Origin of the sequence: Ferdinandcohnia salidurans, assembly GCF_042680725.1 — a bacterium.
Taxonomy (GTDB): domain Bacteria; phylum Bacillota; class Bacilli; order Bacillales; family Bacillaceae_L; genus Ferdinandcohnia; species Ferdinandcohnia salidurans.
Genome location: NZ_JBHUEK010000004.1, coordinates 296,425 through 315,816, shown reverse-complemented (window position 1 = coordinate 315,816; position 19,392 = coordinate 296,425). Strand labels below are relative to the sequence as shown.

Sequence of the window (19,392 nt, the reverse complement as noted above, 5' to 3'; positions counted from 1 at the left end):
GTCGCTACCTTTGTAACTAATATATTAACAAAAAGTATTGATGCATTCCAATCATATCTGCTACAATATTTTTGAAAGTAGTTACTGTAGTAGTCACTAAAACCAACATGGAGGTCTACAGATAATGGATAACCTAATTGCCTACTTACCAATCGCAGCTATGATGGTTATAATTCCCGGAGTGGACACGATGTTAATCATCAAAAACACACTTACATACGGTCCAAAAGCTGGTCGCTATACCCTCCTTGGAACGTCTATGGGACTTGCATTTTGGACACTTATTGCCGTTCTTGGGTTATCCGTTGTAATTGCGAAGTCAGTGTTTTTGTTTAGTTTTATTAAATATGCAGGTGCTGCCTTCTTAATCTATCTAGGAATCAAAAGCTTCTTCACAAAAAGCTCCTTGTCATTGAATGAGCTTCAAGAACAAGCAAAGAATCAAGTTACACCTACCAAAAAACATCATAAGGACTCATTTTTGCAAGGGTTGCTTAGTAACATACTTAATCCAAAGACCGTTCTCGTATACATCACAATCATGCCCCAGTTTATTGATTTGAACGAGAACATCAACCAACAATTAATCATAATGGGCCTTATTATGTCCATCCTTGCCATTGTCTGGTTTTTACTCCTCGTATCAATCCTTGATTACGCAAAAAAATGGTTCAACAATCCCAAATTCAATAAAGTATTCCAAAAGTCAACCGGTTTAATCCTTGTCGGCTTTGGCATTAAAACCGGAATCTAATACCCAACTTAAATCCGTTCATCCATTGAACGGATTTTTTTCCTACTCAGGCATAACATGGTAACATAGATTAGTAATTAATTAGATTTAAAAGGTGATTATATTGATTTTATTATGGATACTGCTCATATTAGTCGGATTTATCTACATAAAATACACCAATCTTTTAGTTAAAACTTCAACTTTAGCCGCGGTAATGGCGATTGGGATTATGACACGTGGGGTTTTATCCAACTATTTCACAACAGGCTTTGATGTTTATGGTGGGATTATAGTGATGATCAATATTACACTATGGTTGTCATTTCTTTTTTCTTTAGGAATGACCATTTGGAAGGGAAAATTCAGGGAGCTCCATCTCAAAAATCCTATCAATCGATTTGGGATTGGAACATGGGTGGCCGCTTCCTCCATTTGTGGAATTTTACTTTACATTTATAACGATTGGTTTATTCCCGCGATGCTCATCTCACTTGTGAACTTCGGATTCTGGCTATTTTATATAATTATATCGATAGTATCCTTTTTCGAAATCCATAAAACCAGTTCCTACCATAAGGTTCACGGGATTGTATTATTAACCACTGTTAGTACACAGTCTATAATACTTTTATTAAACACCATATATCCTGAGGTTCCAACCTACTTGAACACAAGCTTGCTTATGATCGGGTTCCTTTTCTATTGTGTTGGGGTTTATTTTATCGGTAAAAGATACATCCGAAAAAGCTGGTCCATCAAGAATGACTGGAATAACACAAACTGTATTCTCCACGGGGCCTTGTCCATTTCTGGAATTGCCTGCATTGTATCCGGAAATGTCGATCCTACTATCATCGTCATGGTCTGGATGATCGTCTTTGCTATTTACTTACTTGTTGAGACAATTGAGATCATTAGGCTTTATTCACGACTTAAACATTTTGGAATTAAAAAAGGAATTTTTATTTACGATGTCACCCAGTGGAGCCGGATATTTACCTTTGCCATGTTTGATACATTTACATTCCGCCTCCAAACAGATATCACGATTATTTTACATATCCGGCATTTTGTCCTATCTTTTGGGATTTGGCTCATTTTAACGCTAATCGTGTTTGAGGTTTTTCTAAGTATGAGGTATATAATGCAGCTTCACCAAGCTACGTATAAGAGCTCCGTATCGGACATCTCGATTTAAGTTCCAACATTCCAAGCCCACACCGCACACTGTCACCTGACATATATATAAAAGGTGACAAAGGTGAGGTGATAAAATGACAGAGAAAGGATTTAATATACTCATATCCGTAATCATCGGGTTCCTTTTAAGCTGTGCGGTGTTTTTCTATGTAACTGAGGATAAAGCAAAGCCCGTAACATCGAACCCAACGACCGAAACACCGATAACTCCCCCTCCTTCCAATACAGATAAGAAAAAACCACCACCGGCTGATAACCAGGAACAACAAAATCAAGAAAAGAATAATGAACCTGAAAAGAAAACAGATTCAGAAAAACAAAGTGAAAAAGATAAGCAAAAAGAAGATGAAAAACAAAATAAAGAAGAACAAAACAACAATGATAAAGCAAAACCAAGTGATGAACTCCCAGAGATTGTTTGGGGAATTGATTCTGCAAGTGAAACGACAAAAGATTTTTATGCTTGCGTAAAAGAGAATTTTGGTGACCTAGTTGTATTTGGTCGTTATCTTGGCGATCGCGAAGGAATCTCAGTAGGTCTTTCAGCTGAACAAGTGGAGATTATCCATGCTGAAGGCGATTTTATTCTACCAATCTACAATCATTTTAATGAGGCAACAGGTTATGACAATGGGGTTGCACATGCTAAGGAAGCACTTAAACTAGCTGGTGAAATTGGTATCCCAGAGAGAGTTGCTATATTTGCTGATATAGAACCAACCTACCCAGTTGATTCAGAGTTTATTAAAGGATGGTTTGAAACCATTGAAGGCTCACCGTATAAATCTGGGATTTATGGCGTATTTGACCCTGAACAAGCTTTGTTTAAAGCCTATCAAGAGGCCGGAAAAAGCAACGCCGCCATCCTTGAACAGAACTATATTTGGACAGCTGCCCCTAGTGTAGGAATAACAGCAGAAACCAAAGCACCAAAATATAATCCGAGTGCTCCAGAAGGCTCACTTGCATGGGGCTGGCAATATGGCTTAGACTCCGAAACTTGTAACATCGACACAAACCTTTTCAAACGTGAACTCGTCGATGTCTTGTGGAGACCTTAAGAAAATGGGAAACATGAAAAAGAAGCATGAGTTTACCTCTTATGCTTCTTTTCAATTATCAGCTATTCGATTGCTGCATATAAACCTCTTCATACGGCTGAACGATGACAAAGCCATCACCTTCAAATCTCATTTGAATCGATTCTCCACTTCCACGGCCTACAAATGTTTTAAACGAAATATCCGTTTGGAACTCAGGGTGGAGATTTCCAGACCAAGCAACTGTTGCATTCGGATCTGTGATAACTGGTTTTCCTGGCGTTACCCGCAATGTAAGTGGCTCATAATGAGTCGTAATCGCAAGCATTCCACTCCCCTCACATCGAACATTGAATAATCCACCAGCCATCATACCCGCAACCCGCTTCATAAGCTTTATTTCATGCTTCAAGGATGGTTCAAAGGCAAGAAGATCATTCCCATTTACATAGATTGATTCGTTCTGTAGTTGCAGAATGATAATTTTTTTCCCGCTGTCGGCCAAGTACAGTTTCCCTTGCCCATTTGCTTTCATTAACGATGCCCCTTCTCCTGTTAACGCTTTCTTAAACATGCTCCCAAGGCCATGCTCCAGGATTCCTTCTCTTTCATACTTGATTTTTCCATTATAGGCCACCATTGACCCTGCTTTTGCCCAAATCATCCCATTCAAATTGACTTCAAGCATTCTAGGAGTCTCTAATTCAAACAATCCCTCACCTTTGTCTTCTTGCTCTGTGTTTTTTATAAATTCCGAAATTGAATATTTACTCATATCCCCCACATCCTTTCGTTAGTTTGTTATACGTATAGCCTAGTAAAAAGGTTTCAGATTGTTAAGGTTTTGTAAATTTCCATTTTTGACTTTAGGTATCCTCTTTTACATGCTATAATTTCGATATCGATTTCCGATATTGGTTTTCTATATCAACGTGATTGGTGGTAACTATAGTGGAAGATAAAATATTGAGGAAGCTTTTTCTTGGGTTCATCCAGATTCATATTTTACACCATGCAAAAGAACACCCTATTTTTGGGGCATGGATGCTCGAAGAACTTAGAGAGCATGGATATGTCATAAGTTCAGGTACACTCTACCCGATCCTCCACAGCATGGAGTCAGATGGTCTATTAGAAAAAGAAGAAAAAAATGTAGAAGGAAAAATTAGAAAATATTATACCACAACCGATAAAGGAAATTCCGTTCTTATCGAAGCTCGAAACAAGGCTTATGAGCTTTTCAAAGAAATTAAGGATTAGTTGAAGGGGGAAAACATGAAAAATTTACTTGAAATTCTTGTTGTATCAACAAGACTCGGTTTGACATCTTTTGGGGGACCTGTGGCACACTTAGGTTATTTTCACGAAGAATATATCCGTCGGCGTAAATGGATGGATGAAAAGACCTATGCAGACCTAGTTGCTTTGTGTCAGTTTTTGCCTGGCCCTGCTAGTAGCCAAGTCGGAATTGGTATTGGTGTGATGCGTGCAGGAGTACTCGGTGGAATTGTTTCATTCCTAGGGTTCACTCTCCCGTCTGTCATTGCACTCATTCTATTTGCGGTAATCCTACAAGGGTTGGATATCGGAACTGCTGGCTGGATTCATGGATTAAAATTGGTGGCCGTAGCCGTTGTGGCACATGCAATTCTTGGAATGGCACAAAAACTCACGCCAGATTTAAAGAGAAAATCACTTGCACTTTTTGCTTTAGTTGGAACTTTACTATGGCAGACTGCCTTTACACAGGTAGGCGTTATTCTCATAGCAGCCATTTTAGGATTTATCTTATTTAAAAATCAAACAGATAGCGAGACTACCAATTTACAGTTCCCAATATCTCGTAAATTCGCAGCTTTCTGTTTGATATTGTTTTTCGGTTTGCTCATTGTTTTACCGATTTTAAGAGAAGTTACTTCTTTGGAATGGATTGCAATGTTTGATAGCTTTTACCGATCAGGTTCGCTTGTTTTCGGTGGCGGGCATGTTGTATTACCATTGTTAGAACGTGAATTTGTTCCAACAGGATGGTTAAGTGAAGAAGCGTTCCTTGCTGGGTATGGAGCAGCACAAGCCGTTCCCGGACCACTGTTTACATTTGCTGCCTATCTTGGTGCTGTGATAAATGGATGGCAAGGTGGACTACTTGCAACGGTGGCTATTTTTCTACCTGCGTTTCTACTCATTTTAGGAACATTACCGTTCTGGGATTCTTTACGCCGCAACCCTAAAATTAAAGGAGCACTTATGGGGGTTAACGCAGCTGTGGTTGGAATATTGATTTCTGCTTTCTATCACCCAATTTGGACCAGCACTGTGTTTGCACACATCGATTTTGCATTCGCAGCCATTTTGTTCAGCATGCTTGTCTATTGGAAACTACCACCTTGGATTGTAGTGGTGACAGGTGCAATTGGCGGTGCGATTATTAGTTTGTTTTAGACTACCAATTGGGTAGTCTTTTTTTAATCTCATTCGGCTTGTAACGTGAACAGGTTGATTATCCTATTCCTCCTCATCTTCTCTAAACAACTCGTCCAAGTATCGTTCTCTCCGATTTAAAAAACCCATCGTGATCTGATAATGCTCAGTTTCTTCATATTCGATCTGCTCAATTGGTGATGCATCAAAATTATAAATCTGAGCCCCCGGATATCCCAGTAATATCGGTGAATGGGTTGCAATTATGAATTGTGCATTTCCCCCTTTAGCTAGGTCACGTATCACACGTAAAAAGGCAAGCTGCCGCGCTGGAGATAACGCCGCCTCAGGCTCGTCCAAAAGATAAATACTTTGATCACCAAATCGATTCAAAAATAGAGACAAAAACGACTCACCATGGGATTGCTCATGCAAGGACTTTCCCCCATACCCTTCATAGTTAAAAGTTGGATCCTCCTCGGCCAATTGATCCAAATAAGAGGCAAAGTGGAAAAAGCTTTCTGCTCGTAAAAAGAAGCCTTGATTGATCTTTGGCATCCATGAGAGTCGAATTGACTTACTTAAGGCTGGGGGCGCCTCTTCAAAATTGTAGGAATTGTTTCTACCCCCTCCCCCACTATTAAACCCACACTGGTGGGCAATTGCCTCAAGCAAAGTGGACTTTCCCGACCCATTTTCACCTACAAAAAACGTAACAGGTTCATAAAAATCAAGTTGTTCGAGACCTCTAATACTTGGTATCGAATAAGGATATTCCCGCTCATTATGTATTTTTTCCGATATTAATTTTACACTCCTTAAAAACAAAACAAATCACCACACTCACGTAATACAACCATTTTAACACTTTCGCTTTGCTCTTCCACCCATTACGAATCAAATTGGATGTTTCTCTCTTGATAATATCTTTCATACATGATAAGATTCAAAAAATTTATCTTTTTTGGGAGGCCTGAAAATGAGATATGTTACGTTAACGGAAGTTTATAATCATAGGATTGCACAAAAATACCTGTCTCGTTCTGGTAAGGCTCACGCGATTGCTTGTGCTTACCATGCATTCAAAATGGCCAAGCAGCAAGATGTTTCTGTCGATCTTGCTACAAAGGCAGCTTTGCTACATGATATGGGGCATTATACATGGTATAAGAATGGAAAATGGGATTATAGCATGTACAAGGAAAATGACATTCATGCCATTAAAGGGGCAGAACGTGCTCATAAATTATTGATTCGATTAGGAGAAAATCCTAAGTATGCCAAAGAAATTGCGTATGCGATACTATTCCACACGGACTCCTATATCGAAGAAGGTTTCATCAAGCGTACGCCACTCCAAGCCATAACAAAGCTTGCAGATGAACTGGATGAAGAAGAAGGTGGTCTTCACCACTATCGTGAAATTGATGAGGACAAAGCGAAGAAAATGATTGAGAGATTAGATGCCTTAGTAGAAGAAGAAATGGACAAACACCAATAAATTCAAGCCAAATTAAAAAGCCCAAGAGAAAATGCTTTTTTCAACTTTCTCCTGGACTTCGTTACATTCTTATATAGCCCAATCACCTTTTCGGAAAATCGGAACGACTGTACCATCTTGTTTAATGCCATCTATATCCATATCACTTGAACCAATCATAAAATCGACGTGCACAGTTGACACGTTTAAGCCACTTTCTTTTAGTTCGTCTTCATTCATTTTCGTGCCACCTTGAAGATTTGTAGGGTATGCTGCACCAATCGCAAGGTGATTTGACGCGTTTTCATCGAATAACGTATTAAAGAAAGTAATACCTGATTGAGAAATTGGTGATGGATCTGGTACTAATGCAATCTCCCCCAGACCTGTTCCACCCTCATTATCAAATACAAGTTTCTTCATAATTTCATCTCCCGTTTCTGCGGAGATGTCGACGATTTTACCATCTTTAAAATGAACCACAATACCTTCAATTAAAGTGCCTGCATAGCTTAATGGCTTTGTGCTTCGAACTACACCGTCCATACGGCGTGTATCTGGAGCCGTGTACACCTCTTCAGTCGGCATATTTGCGATAAATTCTTCTTCTTTTGGATTATAGCTCCTAGCGCTTTCCCAAATATGGTTCTTTGGCAAACCAAGTTTTAAATCCGTACCTGGTGCTCGATAGTGCAACGAATCAAATTGGATTTCATTTAACTTGGCTGCCTTTTCATTCAAGACTTTTGTATGCTCATCCCATGCAGCAACAGGGTCTTCCTCATACACTCGGCATGTTTTGAAAATTTGATCCCAAAGTGCATCCACCTGCTCTTCAGTTGTTGCAAGGTCCGGGAATACTTTAGCCGCCCAACCTGCTCCAGCAGCAGCTGCAACTGTCCATTTTAAATCATTGTTTTGGGTCGCAACCCGTTGTACTTTGAAAGCCTTTGCAGCTTTGTTTTGATAAGCAGAGATTTTTGCAGGATCAACCCCACTTAGAAAGCCTGGATCACTTGATACGATCGAAAGTCGGCATACCTTATGATTGAGAACATGATCATCTGATTCTTGAATTTCGTATTCAGGAATATCAGTCAAAACCTCTTGTGGCTGATATAGATAGTGTTCTTTTGTAATTTCATCGTCAGACCACTTTACAATAACCTTTTCAGCCCCTAATGTGTATGCCTCTTTTGTCACAAGGCGAGCAAGTGGAGCCTGATCAACCGTAATAGTCATCTTAACCCAATCACCTTTTTGTACATTAAGTCCGTTAGCTACTAAAAGCTTCGCATACTTTTTTAAATTCTCCTCAAAATGTGGAAGAGCCATCTCATTACCCCCAATAAATTATGTATATCATTATACTAGCATAACACAAATTGAATTTCCTAATGAATCAAAGAACCTCTAAGCGTAGAAATACCATTTTCCAAATATCCCTTCAAACAGGTGAGCATATACATCCACCCCTCTTTTTGACCTAATAGAATGTTTACGATTTCAGGGTCGTTGGCGTTAAAACCTGATTCTGTTACCTCTAACACTGTGCTTCCATTTTGCTCTTTTCGCAAGTAAAAAGTTACTGTCGTTTCATGCTCACCTTCTCCCCATTTGTACACAATTCTTTTATCCTGTTCTACCTCTACTACTTTAATTGTTAATTCTGCATTATATTCCTGATAAAGCCACGTAATTTTCTTTCCTTCTTCCAATCGACCCGAACTATTTGAAAACCAATAGTTTCCGATTTTTTCTGGGTCTACTAAAGCTTCAAATACTTCACTTGTCGACTTATCAATTCGCATTTTTGATGTTATCTCAGAAATCATGTTACAACTCACCCTTCAGAAGAATAATAATCAGCCTATTGAATCTTCAAAATATATCTTTACGCTTTTTCACTTCCCAACCAAAGAACGATGCTCCATTAAAAGCCGTAGCCATTGTGCTGGTCTTGCTGCAAATTCAGTTTTATTTTTGCAATATGGTGTCAAATATAAATGCCAACTGAGTGCACGCTGTACACATGCCAACTCATCTGACACTCGTAATGCTCTGTCTAATTCATTCATGGATGCAAATTTTGTCCATGGCTCTAGATAGTATGGGCGAAATTCCTCAACAACTCCAAGCCAATCGGTTTCTTCCTTGACGAAATCATCAAGCGCATGCCAGAAAATACGAGTACTAAAAAATGGATGGGAAACAGATGCATCGCCCCAATCAAAAAACACGATATTCTCGTTAACTAGTCTAATATTATTTGAATGAAGGTCCCCATGCTCTATTGAAGCTGACAATATCGACCCCAAATAATCACACATCTCGAGAAATTCTGGTTGGAGGGACATGACTTTTTTCGTTTCTTCCTCTGAGAGTCCTGTTCCACACATCTCCAATAAATGTTGTTCAATTTCTTGTTTTAGTATAGGGATTCTACGATCGGGTACACCCATTGAAATAAGGCTTTCTACATGATCCATTTGGGCAACCTGTAACTCTGCATACTCTTGTATGGCTCGCTGCCAAAGCTGTTTATCCTTTAAATTCCGTAGTGGTTGCCCCTTAATATCCTTCATCAGGAACCACCCCTCTGATTCATTAGATGCTACGATACGGGCAGTTTTACCTTGTAATGTCCCATCTAAATACTTAGACAATGATGCTTCATGCTTGGTGGCGGACCCATTTTCTTTCAAAAAAAGATCTCCATTCATCGTTGGAATTCGTACAATCAAACAAAAATCAGACTCTTTAACCTTTTCTATATGCCCATTGATTTTATATCCAACTCTTTCAGCTACAGTAAGGAACCATTTTTCCGAGTGCATTTCCATGAATATACCCCTCTTACGATTATTATATCCATACTATTTCCACAACAAAATGCTCCACTCCTTTATTAAAGTAAAAAAAGAGCAAATCAACATCGATTTGCTCTTACCTGTTACAACGTTATTTACTTCTTTAGTAAACTCGATTCAAATAAATCAATGATTTCTAAAAACCTTTCCGCTTCTCTAAATGTGTGATCAGCCAACAAAGGATGAATATTACTTTTTATGCGACAAGCCTCAATTAGCTCCCTCGCTGTTTTCTTAAAATCTCTTAATGAGGCAACTGATACCCTATTTTGATCTAAAAACTGAGTTAAAATTGGTTTTGTTTCCGACTGTGGTCGCATTGAATCTAAATCAGTTGCTTGAAATAACAATTGATCGAAGTCATGGCTGAACTCTCTAGCCTGGTCAACAAGCTTTCTTTCCGAAGGATCCAACAAATGTCCAATAAATTTTGCATGATCAGCCATGATTCGAAGGAAGAAAACATTTTCCTGAATAATGGCTTCTGGTTTTGGTGCGAGAATTCCTTGATTAAGTTCCTTTAATCGATTAGCAAAATAGGCTGCTTCCCTACTAATATGGTCAACTAGCAAAGGGTAATTGTTTGATCTAATCTCACAACGTAAAGTTAACCCTAATACCTTTCTTTTATATGCCCATATTGACGCAGCAGCTTGATACACTTCATTATTAAACGCTTGGACTTGACGTAATTCCGAATTAACCGAAAACCGAGCTAGCTTTTCCTCAATTCTTTCAAACACTGTAATAAAATTCTTTGCTTCATTAATTAATTGTTGTTGTTCATACGTAAAACCCAAACTCAAAAACAAAGCGTGTTCCTTCATGATTCTAGACCAAAAGCGTATTTCATCTAATGACCTCGTAACAATTGGATCGGCCATCTCCCACCCTCCCTTGTTCATACCCTTCCTTTTACATAGATATGAAGTTACGGATTGTACTCATTCATAGATTAAAATATATAAAAAAAAGCAAACCAATCATTGGTTTGCTCACTAGTCTATTGGAACTTGCAACTTGAATCGTAACTCGTCCTTGCTTAGATCAAACGTTTCGACTGCTACCTTCATATCGCTCTTCATTTTCATTTCGGACAAATAGACATAAATATCTTGTTTTTTCGAATCAATTTGAACCCACTCTGGAAGATTATAATAGTCGTTAATATACCTAAGCACAAAGGAAACAGGTAAACTCACTTGACCCACGGTAAAGGCCTCCTGTTGTAGTAGTAAATCCCCATTTTCAATGACCTCAGGCTTAAATGTCATAACCATATCAATTTCTTTCCCGAATACAGTAATCGTTCCAAGGAGCATCACCCGCTCCGTTAACAAAACCTTATAATTTAGAGGATTATCCTTTGCTTCTTTTTTCAAAAAGTTATTGATTACTCTCGTTAAGTCCTCTTTATTCGTTTCGACTGACAGATTTACATGATCCGTGGATACGACATTTTCCTTCGGGGCCACTTCTTTATTCGGTGCGAAAAGCAACCCGAAAAAGATAAGCACACACACGAGATTAAGCGCAAGCAGTGTGAGAAAAAGAAACTTCCATATATTTTTTACCTTCATCAAAGACCCCCTCTACGAAGGAAATCACTCATTTATGATTGCTTCAAAAATCCTCTCACTCATTATTTCATACCCTTTTGCGTTTGGATGAAACTCATCTTCTGATAAAAGATTGTCACTCGTTTGACTGAAAACATCGTCTACGACTACAAATTTAGTATGGTCAAATGTTGAAAGAATTCTTTCACTACCTTCGTTCCAATTGTCTACAATTGTATTAATTTCCGTAGAAAGGTCAATAAACCAACCAAACGGATTGTACAGCCCAACCAGTACGATTTCGGCTTCATTATTATGGTTTCTAATATTTTCGAGGACTTTTTGTAAACGTACCTCATATTTAGCCTGTTCTTTTTCAAACACATGTAATGATAAATCAAAAAGGTTCTCTTTCACAATTTTCATTATATCATTTCCACCTATGGTAATGATAATGATGTCAGCATCCGCAATTCCTTCTTGTACTTCCTCATTCTGCAATCGATTTAGAAGGTCAGTTGTTTTATGACCTTTCACACCAAAATTCTGAAGAGTAACCGATTTTACATCTTTTTCATTAAGAAGCTTCTCCTCCAGCAACGAAGTATAGCCCCCCTGCTTCGTTTCATCACCAACACCCTTTGTTAATGAATCGCCAATTGATGCAATACGAAGTTCTCTAGGGATAAAATCATCCGGTACTTCACTCTTTGGAGTTAGACCTGTATCATGTTCGCTGGTGGCTGTACCTGTCGTTGTTGCAGCTATTCCACCTGAACAACCACTTAATAATAAACTAGTGATAATAATGGATAATATCGGATTATTCAACTTGCTCACCACATTTCTTTCCAGACTGTTGTCTACAAGTTTAGTATTATAGCATACGTAAAAAAACCTTTAAGGATTCATATTTCGTAGAAATAACTTCGATTCAAGTAATAATTCCAATCTTCATAAAAGTTTGGCCAATTCATTAAAAGATGATGAAAAAAGACGTCTATTTGGACGTCTTTGCTTTATATTGCTTGTTGTTCCGCTACATCTTTTGTTCCAAGCGTTAGCGAGTGAATGGTAATTTCAGGGTTACTTCGAACGCGTATATTAACCCCTGTTTGTCCTAATCCCTCGTTTATATAAAACGGTTTTCCATCATGTGTATGAAAACCTTTTATCATTTTCATTCTAACAAGTTTCCCCATTTTCACCAAGTGATACGGCTTCGGGTAACAAATTTGTCCACCATGAAAATGGCCAGATAAGAGATAATCAAAATGATAATCCTGCATCTTCAAAACAAGGTTTGGGTCGTGAGTTAACACAAGATTATACCCCGCTTTTAATGATGAATAAGACTCTACTAGATTGCTCCGTTTCGAACTAAAATCATCGATCCCAATCAAATTCAATCGATGACCATGAATCAGTAGTGACTCATTTTCATTTTGAAACGTTCTCACCCCTTGTTCCTCTAACAACTGTTTTAGATTTTCGAAGTTTTTCTTTCGTAAAAAATAATCATGATTTCCAAACACAGCATAAATACCATGTGAAGGTGCAATCTTATTTAGTATGTCTAGATACGGGATGAGTTTTGGAATACTTCGTTGACGATCCAAGAAGTCACCAGTTATGGCTATTAGGTCAATTTTTTCATGTTTCACTTGTCGGTATAATTCATTAGGAGTAATCGATAGATTTTCAAGATGTAAGTCTGATAGGTGGAGAACATTTACTTGTGTCGGGTTGACATATTGTTGTTCTGGGTTTACAGAAATTTTGTTAACAATCACTTTATACGTATTTTTATTAGCTTTTCTAAGAAAATAGAAAACTACTATGATAGCGATAAGAGCGATAAAAATTTTCACAAAAAACACCACCTTTTCTCCTTCCATTATAGATAATAGAATTCGAAAAAAGCAGTGGTAATGAATGGATAACTATTGATACATCTTCAATAATGTATTTTTTGACATAAATAAATACATCGGGTGTCTACGGATACTTTGCGCTGACATATTTGAAACTGCCATACCATACATGGGAAGAAATACAATTAATTTAAACCACAGATAGACTTTATTTGATATCGCTACGGTTTCAAAGCCAAGTCGTTTACTACCTTTGTTTAGTGCTGTAATACCAATGAGTCCTTTTATTTCATCCCTTTTTGGGTGGTTTTGTAAATACCCGGCAACTCCAGGCAGTGCTTGCTTCACTTGCTTGTATATCATTCTAGCCTTTGAAGTTTCTCCCTGAAGTCCAATCAACTCTCTGAGTAAAATCACATTATGCAAATGAATCTTGATTAATAAATCATTTTTCTTTATCTCGGTTCCATCAGCAAGAACGCATGAACGTCCTTTATATTTTGTTACTTTAACCCGCAAAATCTCCCTATCCTCTACATATGTAAGTCTTGTAAGTCCATAATAAATCGGATCAAGAATTGTCCAAATGGTAATCACACACAACTTCATTTTTGCGAGCATGGATGCATCCCCTTAACAATCATTTACAGTTTCATTTTCTCTATTTTCTTTAAAAATTATTTTGGAAAAGTAAGGCAAGATAAAAGTAGGCCATTTAAAAAAAACTATGTACATTCAAATATATTTGAAAGGAAGTCTTTTAGATGGAAAAAGATAATGAAAAACAACAAGATTCAATACAAGAATTCCCTGAACACATCTCAAGTGGCTGTATGACCTTCACTAGTCACGAACTGTTCTGGAAAGAGCTAGAAACCATCGTTGTTGACGGGGTCGAATCTGCAGAGGATTGAGGGGGTAAGCAAAAAGGACTCCGAGTCAGGAGTCCTTGTTCAATCAAACTATTGTACTTTTTTGATGTCTGCAATAATTTCTTCATATGGTGTATCTGAAACTCCATCGTAATCCTTTAACACTGTTCCATTTTGGTCTACTAAATAGAACTTAGTCATATGCACCACCTGGTCTTCACCTTCTGGTTTTGCAACTAAGGCTGCAAAGCTGTCTTTTGCAAATACTGTGATTTCATTCAACGTATATCCAGTTAACAAATGCCAGTTTGATAAATCATCTGAATAGCCTTCTGCATATTCCTTCAGCATTTCAGGCGTATCAACTTCTGGGTCAACTGAAAAAGAAACAAATTCAACATCTAGCCCTTCTTCTTTAACCATTCCTTGAAGTTTTGCCATATGTGCAGTCATTGGTGGACAAACCGTGTCACACTGTGTAAAGATCATATCCGCTATCCATACTTTTCCTTCTAAATCTTTTAGGCTAAAATCTTCGCCGTTCTGATTTACATAGGAGAAATCGGAAACCTCATAATTCAAGGGATTTGCGATACCACTATTTCCACACGCAGCTAAAATAAAAATAAGGGCGATCATAACAAAAAATTTTATTCTTTTCACGTTTTCACCTACATTCGTCATTTTTCCATTCAATATCTCATTTTAAAGAATATGTGACAAACTTACAACAAAATAGCTGTGAACAATTTTCGAACATATCAAACAGCTTGTCATCATAAAATGGACAAGGAGAGTGAGTTTTGGGAGGTTAACGGGTATGAGGTTCTATTTTACTGGTTGGAGAGGTTTTTATTCAAATGCCTAAAATCATTATTACCTATATATGTATTGTAATCGGCGCATTTCTACAAGGGCTCGGTATGTCCTTATTTTTATTTCCTCATAATATTCCTTCCGGTGGTGCTGCGGGGCTTGCGATACTAATGAATCATTGGGTCGATTTGCCTCTTGGCATATCCCTTTGGATTGTAAATTTTTCCTTTTTAATTCTTGCTTTAAAATACTTTGGGTTTTCATGGACGGTAAAAACGATGATTGCCGTGACGATTACTTCGGTGACAGTGAGTTATGTATCTACTCTTGGGTCATTCTTAACCCCTTTCTTCTGGCTTGACCTATTAAGTGGGGCAGTGATTTTTGGTATTGGTGTCGGACTTTTAATCCGAAGTGGTTCATCCAGTGGCGGAATGGTGATCCCAACATTAATGATTGCACAATACAATGATTGGTCTCCTGGTAAAGTCATGCTTTGGTTAAATTTTTTCATTTTCTTATTAACAGCAACAGTAATCGATATCCCAATCGTTTTTTATGCGATTATTTGCCAAACAGTATCAACAAATATCATTGACGTAATCTATCATCTTAGAGCACCTTCTTTTATCCATACACCATCACTGGGTTGGCGAAAAAAATGAAGTAAGAAAGCCAAATGTACTTTCTTACTTCAACAGTATTTCCCTATCTTTTAAATAGTTAATAATCGTTCCAACTGATTGTGAAATGGTTAATTTATCTGTCTCTATAATCAACTCTGGATGATTGGGTTCTTCGTATGGAGAGCTTATTCCGGTAAATTCGGATATCTCTCCATTCCTTGCTTTTTGATATAAACCCTTTGGATCACGATTTTCACAAATAGTAATTGGACATTTCACATAAACCTCGATAAATTCCCCGTCAGGAAACAAGGCTCTCACCTGATCGCGATCCTCTCGAAACGGTGAAATGAACGCTGTAGAAACGATTTGCCCACTATCAACAAATAGCTTTGATACCTCACCTATCCTGCGTATATTTTCTTTTCTATCCTCTTTGCTAAATCCCAGTCCGGCATTTAATCCATGACGAATATTGTCACCATCAAGGACGTAGCTTTGTACATTTAGTGAGAAAAGCTCTTTGTCAAGGGCATTTGCTAATGATGATTTACCAGAACCTGATAGACCAGTAAACCAAATTACACAGCTTTTATGTTGATTTTGTTGTTGTCGCTCATTCTTCGTGATCGTTGATTGATGCCATATAATATATTGTTCTTCGCCCATATTCCCCACCTTATATCTTTGTGTATTGTTCTACCAATCCTCGAATGAGGACCTCGACTACTTCTGGTCTACTAAATTCCTTTGGTGGTTTTTTACCCGCTTTTAGCATTTCACGTACCTTTGTGCCCGATAAAATGACATGGTCTTCTTTACTATGAGGACATGTTTTTGCGGAGGCCATATTCCCACATTTTCTACAGAAAAAACTATGCTCAAAAAACAATGGCAAAATTCCTAATTCATCTTCTGTAAAATGACTAAAAATAGTTTGTGAATCATATGTTCCGTAGTAATTTCCAACTCCTGCATGATCCCGACCGACTATAAAGTGAGTGCAGCCATAATTTTTCCGAACTAAAGCATGGAAAATCGCTTCTCTTGGACCTGCATAACGCATCGCAGCCGGAAACACTGATAAAAACACTCTGTTTTTCGGATAATATTTTTCTAGGAGAACCATATAACTTTCCATTCTGATATCACTTGGAATATCGTCCGACTTCGTTTCCCCTACTAAGGGATTTAAGAATAATCCGTCTACAACTTCTAATGCGGATTTTTGAATATATTCATGTGCCCGGTGTACTGGATTACGTGTTTGAAATCCGACTACTTTCTTCCAACCAAGATGTTCAAACACCGCTCTTGTTTCGATTGGGTCCAAGTAAAATGTTTCAAACTTTTCCTTTTTTGGACGCTTAATCATATGAATCGGACCGGCAATATATACACTTGGTCTTTCATACAAACGTTTAACACCCGGATGCGCATTTTCCGTCGTTCGATACACCTTAAAAGCTTCAACTTCTTTATTTGCCACATATTTTTCGGTCACTTCTATGACCCCATAAACCTCATCATTTTGTACTAATCGAACCTTTTCTCCGATTGATATCTTTTTTGCCGTTGCCTTATCAACCGCCAATGTGATAGGAATTGACCAAGGCAAACCGTTTGCAAGTCTCATTGAGTGTAGAATCGATTCATAGTCTTCTTTACCTACAAATCCCTCAAGCGGACTATATGCCCCAACCGCTATTAATTCCAAATCACTTAACTCCATGTTACTCAGTTCAATTTGTTTATCGATTTCTTCAACGTTTAAAGTTGGATTGAAACGATTTACCAGCGAACCGCCATGCGGCGTACTTAATGACACGTTAAAAACCTCCATTACCTATATCGTTATTTCACATGTAAACCGCATTCTGTTTTATCAGAATTGGCCCATCTTCCTGAACGCAAATCTCCATTCAATGCTTGATTTGTACAAGGTGCACACCCAATACTTGGATAATCTTTGTCATGTAACTCATTGTAGGGAAGATTGTTCAGCTTGATATAAGTCCAAACATCGTCCCAAGTCCAATAAATAAGCGGACAGATTTTTATGTTCTTAAATTTTTCATCCTTGTTCAGGTATTCCGTATTTTTGCGGGTTGGCCCCTGCTCCCTCCGCAGTCCTGAAATCCAAGCCTTTGTAGATGTTAAAACCTCATGTAGAGGTTCAATTTTTCGAATCTGACAGCATAAATTAGGATTCGTTTTCCATAGCTCATCCCCGTGCTTTTTTGCCTGCTCCGCTAAATTTAAGGCCGTTTTTTTTAGTTCAATAGTGAGAGTTGGATACTTTTCTTTGATCTTATCAATGAGTTCGTAGGTTTCTTTAAAATGAAGTCCTGTATCTAAAAAGACAATTCTTGCCTCCTTGTTAACCTTAGAAATCAAGTCAATGAGGACCATACCCTCAGCTCCAAAGCTACATGCATAGACAATGTCTTCTGCTGAATATGTTCGATACGCCCATTTTAAAATGTCGTAATAATCTTTGTTGTTGTTTACAACGTCCTTTACACTTTCCTCATTCCAATTTTCATATGTGATGTCGCCCAATCTTGTGTTCCTCCTCCCGGACCTTGATCGTTAGCAACTGATTGTTTTTTATCTCTAGCTGATTCATATTATTGATGGTTCCGAATTTTTGATAAGAAACACATGCTCGTATCCAGGAACCATGACCAAATACTAAAATCGACTCAAAATCCTTGTATTTTTGTAAAAATGAGTGCACCCTTTTCTCCAAGTTCGAAATCTTTTCCCCAAGCATAATTTCACCTGGACGTGTAAACCACTCATTTTTATGCGTTTCGATGAGAAGCTTCTTTTCTTTCCCTTCGAATTCTCCAAAATGAAGCTCATTTAATAGTGGCTCTATTTCAAAACTCTCATACCCATAGCCCTTTGCTGTTTGTTGGGTGCGAGTTAATTCACTCGTTAAAATCAATGAGTATGTTGGTTTTAACAATTCTTTATTGGTTTCAATTGCCTTTTTTGTTGCGTCAGTTAGCTCTAAAATAGGAATATCCTTGCTCCCTTGGAGAACTCCTTTTTCGTTCCATTCAGTTGGAAGATGCCTGATTAAGGTAAGTTCCATGTCTTCTCCCCCAGGAAAAAGGTTTCGCTTCGTAGTCCGAGTCTTTGTGATTCTAAAACGAGTACATCTTGTAATTTCACATTTCCGAGGTTGACATTCGCTCCAAACTGATTAATAAAAAACATTTGTTGCTTAGGAGTCGGCGCTTCAAATATCACCTTATTTACGTCAATATTTTGGGAAATTTGATTAATTAAATCCATGTTGACGTTGCCTGAACGATTGTAAATACCTGCTGTCCCTGAGTCTCTCCCCTCAGTTATGACATATTTACAACCTGTTGCCAGCAGTAAATTAATCTCATGTTCCCACTCAGATAAAGGCATTTCTTTATCTTGATCTTTTGAACCAACCTCTGCAATGACATTAAAATGTTGTTTTAGTTTTTTGATTAATGAAATTCTCTTATGAAGTGGGATGTCAATTGTTCCATTTGAGATCTCAATCCATTCAATCCCTAGCGTTTGTAGGCTTTTTGCATATTCGTCAAGTTTCTCTTGTACAAAGCATTTTTCAAAAAGGGTTCCGCCACAATAAGGAATGACATTGTATTTTTTATAGAGGTTGATTTTTTCTTGTAGGTTTGGGGTCACATAAGCGGAGCCAATCCCAATTTTCGCGATATCGATATAGGCATGATAATCCTGTAAATAAGCCTCTAATTGACCTAATGGCGTACCAAAATCAGCGATTGACGTAAGTCCATAGCTTCGTTCTCCCTGTGTTCGTAAAGGAACATCTAAAAAATTCATAGGAATAACTCCTCCTTAGTCCAGCGTAAGGATAAAATCCTCA

24 protein-coding genes are annotated in these 19,392 nt (G+C 37.9%); 8 read left to right on the top strand and 16 right to left on the bottom strand.

The features are described from left to right. The first annotated feature begins 124 nt into the window (after positions 1–124). The 3 genes from ACFSFW_RS02065 to ACFSFW_RS02055 all read left to right on the top strand — a co-directional run bounded on the left by ACFSFW_RS02065 (position 125) and on the right by ACFSFW_RS02055 (position 2,997). Positions 125–754 (top strand): homoserine/threonine efflux transporter, encoded by a 630-nt coding sequence (locus tag ACFSFW_RS02065; RefSeq protein ID WP_304219820.1) that lies wholly within the window; start codon positions 125–127, stop codon positions 752–754. Positions 755–857: 103 nt separating this feature from the next. Continuing rightward, complete coding sequence (locus tag ACFSFW_RS02060) at positions 858–1,934, top strand: TDT family transporter (protein WP_388034760.1); 1,077 nt, start codon at positions 858–860, stop codon at positions 1,932–1,934. Between the two features lie 76 nt (positions 1,935–2,010). Next, positions 2,011–2,997: a glycoside hydrolase domain-containing protein gene (locus tag ACFSFW_RS02055; protein ID WP_388034757.1), complete on the top strand. Its 987-nt coding sequence runs from the start codon at positions 2,011–2,013 to the stop codon at positions 2,995–2,997. 58 nt (positions 2,998–3,055) lie between these two features. Here the strand turns inward: ACFSFW_RS02055 and ACFSFW_RS02050 are convergent, their stop codons facing one another. Then, positions 3,056–3,751: an AIM24 family protein gene (locus tag ACFSFW_RS02050; protein WP_099362845.1), complete on the bottom strand. Its 696-nt coding sequence runs from the start codon at positions 3,749–3,751 to the stop codon at positions 3,056–3,058. Positions 3,752–3,927: 176 nt separating this feature from the next. Here ACFSFW_RS02050 and ACFSFW_RS02045 point away from each other — a divergent pair, with 176 nt between their 5' ends. Together ACFSFW_RS02045 and ACFSFW_RS02040 are read left to right on the top strand one after the other, a co-directional pair. Further along, positions 3,928–4,236 carry a PadR family transcriptional regulator gene (locus ACFSFW_RS02045; protein WP_099362844.1) on the top strand — a complete coding sequence of 103 codons (309 nt, stop codon included), beginning with the start codon at positions 3,928–3,930 and terminating at the stop codon, positions 4,234–4,236. Positions 4,237–4,251: 15 nt separating this feature from the next. Further along, entirely contained in the window at positions 4,252–5,418 is a 1,167-nt protein-coding gene (locus tag ACFSFW_RS02040) for a chromate transporter (RefSeq protein WP_388034752.1), read from the top strand. A gap of 63 nt (positions 5,419–5,481) precedes the next feature. Here the strand turns inward: ACFSFW_RS02040 and ACFSFW_RS02035 are convergent, their stop codons facing one another. Beyond that, positions 5,482–6,225: an AAA family ATPase gene (locus ACFSFW_RS02035; RefSeq protein ID WP_304219824.1), complete on the bottom strand. Its 744-nt coding sequence runs from the start codon at positions 6,223–6,225 to the stop codon at positions 5,482–5,484. 151 nt (positions 6,226–6,376) lie between these two features. Here ACFSFW_RS02035 and ACFSFW_RS02030 point away from each other — a divergent pair, with 151 nt between their 5' ends. Next, complete coding sequence (locus ACFSFW_RS02030) at positions 6,377–6,898, top strand: HD domain-containing protein (protein ID WP_304219825.1); 522 nt, start codon at positions 6,377–6,379, stop codon at positions 6,896–6,898. Positions 6,899–6,967: 69 nt separating this feature from the next. Here ACFSFW_RS02030 and ACFSFW_RS02025 read toward each other — a convergent pair whose 3' ends face one another. The 8 genes from ACFSFW_RS02025 to ACFSFW_RS01990 form a co-directional block, all read right to left on the bottom strand. Then, a complete protein-coding gene (locus ACFSFW_RS02025) occupies positions 6,968–8,212 on the bottom strand; it encodes an aminopeptidase (protein ID WP_388034748.1) in 1,245 nt (414 codons plus the stop codon). Positions 8,213–8,271: 59 nt separating this feature from the next. Beyond that, positions 8,272–8,712, bottom strand: coding sequence for an SRPBCC family protein (locus ACFSFW_RS02020; RefSeq protein WP_304219827.1), 441 nt, complete (start codon positions 8,710–8,712; stop codon positions 8,272–8,274). A 69-nt stretch (positions 8,713–8,781) separates the two neighbouring features. Next, positions 8,782–9,720, bottom strand: a complete 939-nt coding sequence (locus ACFSFW_RS02015) for a phosphotransferase (protein ID WP_388034745.1) — start codon at positions 9,718–9,720, stop codon at positions 8,782–8,784. A gap of 122 nt (positions 9,721–9,842) precedes the next feature. After that, on the bottom strand, positions 9,843–10,631 hold the full coding sequence (locus ACFSFW_RS02010; protein ID WP_304219829.1) for a DUF2935 domain-containing protein: 789 nt from the start codon (positions 10,629–10,631) through the stop codon (positions 9,843–9,845). Between the two features lie 114 nt (positions 10,632–10,745). Further along, complete coding sequence (locus ACFSFW_RS02005) at positions 10,746–11,327, bottom strand: YpmS family protein (RefSeq protein ID WP_304219830.1); 582 nt, start codon at positions 11,325–11,327, stop codon at positions 10,746–10,748. Between the two features lie 24 nt (positions 11,328–11,351). Beyond that, positions 11,352–12,137 carry a GDSL-type esterase/lipase family protein gene (locus ACFSFW_RS02000; protein WP_304219831.1) on the bottom strand — a complete coding sequence of 262 codons (786 nt, stop codon included), beginning with the start codon at positions 12,135–12,137 and terminating at the stop codon, positions 11,352–11,354. 188 nt (positions 12,138–12,325) lie between these two features. Next, the gene (locus tag ACFSFW_RS01995; RefSeq protein ID WP_388034740.1) at positions 12,326–13,177 is read right to left on the bottom strand and encodes a metallophosphoesterase; all 852 of its coding nucleotides are present in this window, start codon (positions 13,175–13,177) and stop codon (positions 12,326–12,328) included. Between the two features lie 72 nt (positions 13,178–13,249). Further along, entirely contained in the window at positions 13,250–13,801 is a 552-nt protein-coding gene (locus ACFSFW_RS01990; RefSeq protein ID WP_304219833.1) for a YkoP family protein, read from the bottom strand. Positions 13,802–13,944: 143 nt separating this feature from the next. Here ACFSFW_RS01990 and ACFSFW_RS01985 point away from each other — a divergent pair, with 143 nt between their 5' ends. Then, the gene (locus ACFSFW_RS01985; RefSeq protein ID WP_304219834.1) at positions 13,945–14,094 is read left to right on the top strand and encodes a hypothetical protein; all 150 of its coding nucleotides are present in this window, start codon (positions 13,945–13,947) and stop codon (positions 14,092–14,094) included. A gap of 48 nt (positions 14,095–14,142) precedes the next feature. Here the strand turns inward: ACFSFW_RS01985 and ACFSFW_RS01980 are convergent, their stop codons facing one another. After that, the gene (locus ACFSFW_RS01980; protein ID WP_388034736.1) at positions 14,143–14,736 is read right to left on the bottom strand and encodes an SCO family protein; all 594 of its coding nucleotides are present in this window, start codon (positions 14,734–14,736) and stop codon (positions 14,143–14,145) included. Between the two features lie 176 nt (positions 14,737–14,912). Between ACFSFW_RS01980 and ACFSFW_RS01975 the strand changes: the two genes are divergently transcribed. Beyond that, entirely contained in the window at positions 14,913–15,533 is a 621-nt protein-coding gene (locus ACFSFW_RS01975; protein ID WP_304219836.1) for a YitT family protein, read from the top strand. A 24-nt stretch (positions 15,534–15,557) separates the two neighbouring features. Here ACFSFW_RS01975 and cysC read toward each other — a convergent pair whose 3' ends face one another. The 5 genes from cysC to ACFSFW_RS01950 are packed head-to-tail and all read right to left on the bottom strand — an operon-like array spanning position 15,558 to position 19,349. Continuing rightward, entirely contained in the window at positions 15,558–16,163 is a 606-nt protein-coding gene (gene cysC, locus ACFSFW_RS01970; protein ID WP_388034733.1) for an adenylyl-sulfate kinase, read from the bottom strand. Positions 16,164–16,173: 10 nt separating this feature from the next. Continuing rightward, positions 16,174–17,322, bottom strand: a complete 1,149-nt coding sequence (gene sat, locus ACFSFW_RS01965) for a sulfate adenylyltransferase (protein ID WP_388034730.1) — start codon at positions 17,320–17,322, stop codon at positions 16,174–16,176. Between the two features lie 26 nt (positions 17,323–17,348). Next, positions 17,349–18,056, bottom strand: a complete 708-nt coding sequence (locus ACFSFW_RS01960; RefSeq protein WP_388034728.1) for a phosphoadenylyl-sulfate reductase — start codon at positions 18,054–18,056, stop codon at positions 17,349–17,351. After that, positions 18,037–18,597 (bottom strand): histidine phosphatase family protein, encoded by a 561-nt coding sequence (locus ACFSFW_RS01955; RefSeq protein WP_388034725.1) that lies wholly within the window; start codon positions 18,595–18,597, stop codon positions 18,037–18,039. The genes ACFSFW_RS01960 and ACFSFW_RS01955 overlap by 20 nt, the downstream gene beginning before the upstream one ends. Continuing rightward, positions 18,582–19,349, bottom strand: a complete 768-nt coding sequence (locus ACFSFW_RS01950; protein WP_388034722.1) for a phosphosulfolactate synthase — start codon at positions 19,347–19,349, stop codon at positions 18,582–18,584. The genes ACFSFW_RS01955 and ACFSFW_RS01950 overlap by 16 nt, the downstream gene beginning before the upstream one ends. Positions 19,350–19,392: the final 43 nt, after the last annotated feature.

Bases quoted from the DNA above. Each gene is read 5' to 3' on its own strand.
- ACFSFW_RS02055 (WP_388034757.1), top strand. From the start codon at position 2,011: ATGACAGAGAAAGGATTTAATATACTCATATCCGTAATCATCGGGTTC.
- ACFSFW_RS02050 (WP_099362845.1), bottom strand. From the start codon at position 3,751: ATGAGTAAATATTCAATTTCGGAATTTATAAAAAACACAGAGCAAGAA.
- ACFSFW_RS01975 (WP_304219836.1), top strand. From the start codon at position 14,913: ATGCCTAAAATCATTATTACCTATATATGTATTGTAATCGGCGCATTT.
- cysC (WP_388034733.1), bottom strand. From the start codon at position 16,163: ATGGGCGAAGAACAATATATTATATGGCATCAATCAACGATCACGAAG.
- ACFSFW_RS01955 (WP_388034725.1), bottom strand. From the start codon at position 18,597: ATGGAACTTACCTTAATCAGGCATCTTCCAACTGAATGGAACGAAAAA.
- ACFSFW_RS01990 (WP_304219833.1), bottom strand. From the start codon at position 13,801: ATGCTCGCAAAAATGAAGTTGTGTGTGATTACCATTTGGACAATTCTT.
- ACFSFW_RS02015 (WP_388034745.1), bottom strand. From the start codon at position 9,720: ATGGAAATGCACTCGGAAAAATGGTTCCTTACTGTAGCTGAAAGAGTT.
- ACFSFW_RS01985 (WP_304219834.1), top strand. From the start codon at position 13,945: ATGGAAAAAGATAATGAAAAACAACAAGATTCAATACAAGAATTCCCT.
- ACFSFW_RS02005 (WP_304219830.1), bottom strand. From the start codon at position 11,327: ATGAAGGTAAAAAATATATGGAAGTTTCTTTTTCTCACACTGCTTGCG.
- ACFSFW_RS02020 (WP_304219827.1), bottom strand. From the start codon at position 8,712: ATGATTTCTGAGATAACATCAAAAATGCGAATTGATAAGTCGACAAGT.
- ACFSFW_RS02010 (WP_304219829.1), bottom strand. From the start codon at position 10,631: ATGGCCGATCCAATTGTTACGAGGTCATTAGATGAAATACGCTTTTGG.
- ACFSFW_RS02040 (WP_388034752.1), top strand. From the start codon at position 4,252: ATGAAAAATTTACTTGAAATTCTTGTTGTATCAACAAGACTCGGTTTG.
- ACFSFW_RS02030 (WP_304219825.1), top strand. From the start codon at position 6,377: ATGAGATATGTTACGTTAACGGAAGTTTATAATCATAGGATTGCACAA.
- ACFSFW_RS01980 (WP_388034736.1), bottom strand. From the start codon at position 14,736: ATGACGAATGTAGGTGAAAACGTGAAAAGAATAAAATTTTTTGTTATG.
- ACFSFW_RS01950 (WP_388034722.1), bottom strand. From the start codon at position 19,349: ATGAATTTTTTAGATGTTCCTTTACGAACACAGGGAGAACGAAGCTAT.
- ACFSFW_RS02025 (WP_388034748.1), bottom strand. From the start codon at position 8,212: ATGGCTCTTCCACATTTTGAGGAGAATTTAAAAAAGTATGCGAAGCTT.
- ACFSFW_RS02065 (WP_304219820.1), top strand. From the start codon at position 125: ATGGATAACCTAATTGCCTACTTACCAATCGCAGCTATGATGGTTATA.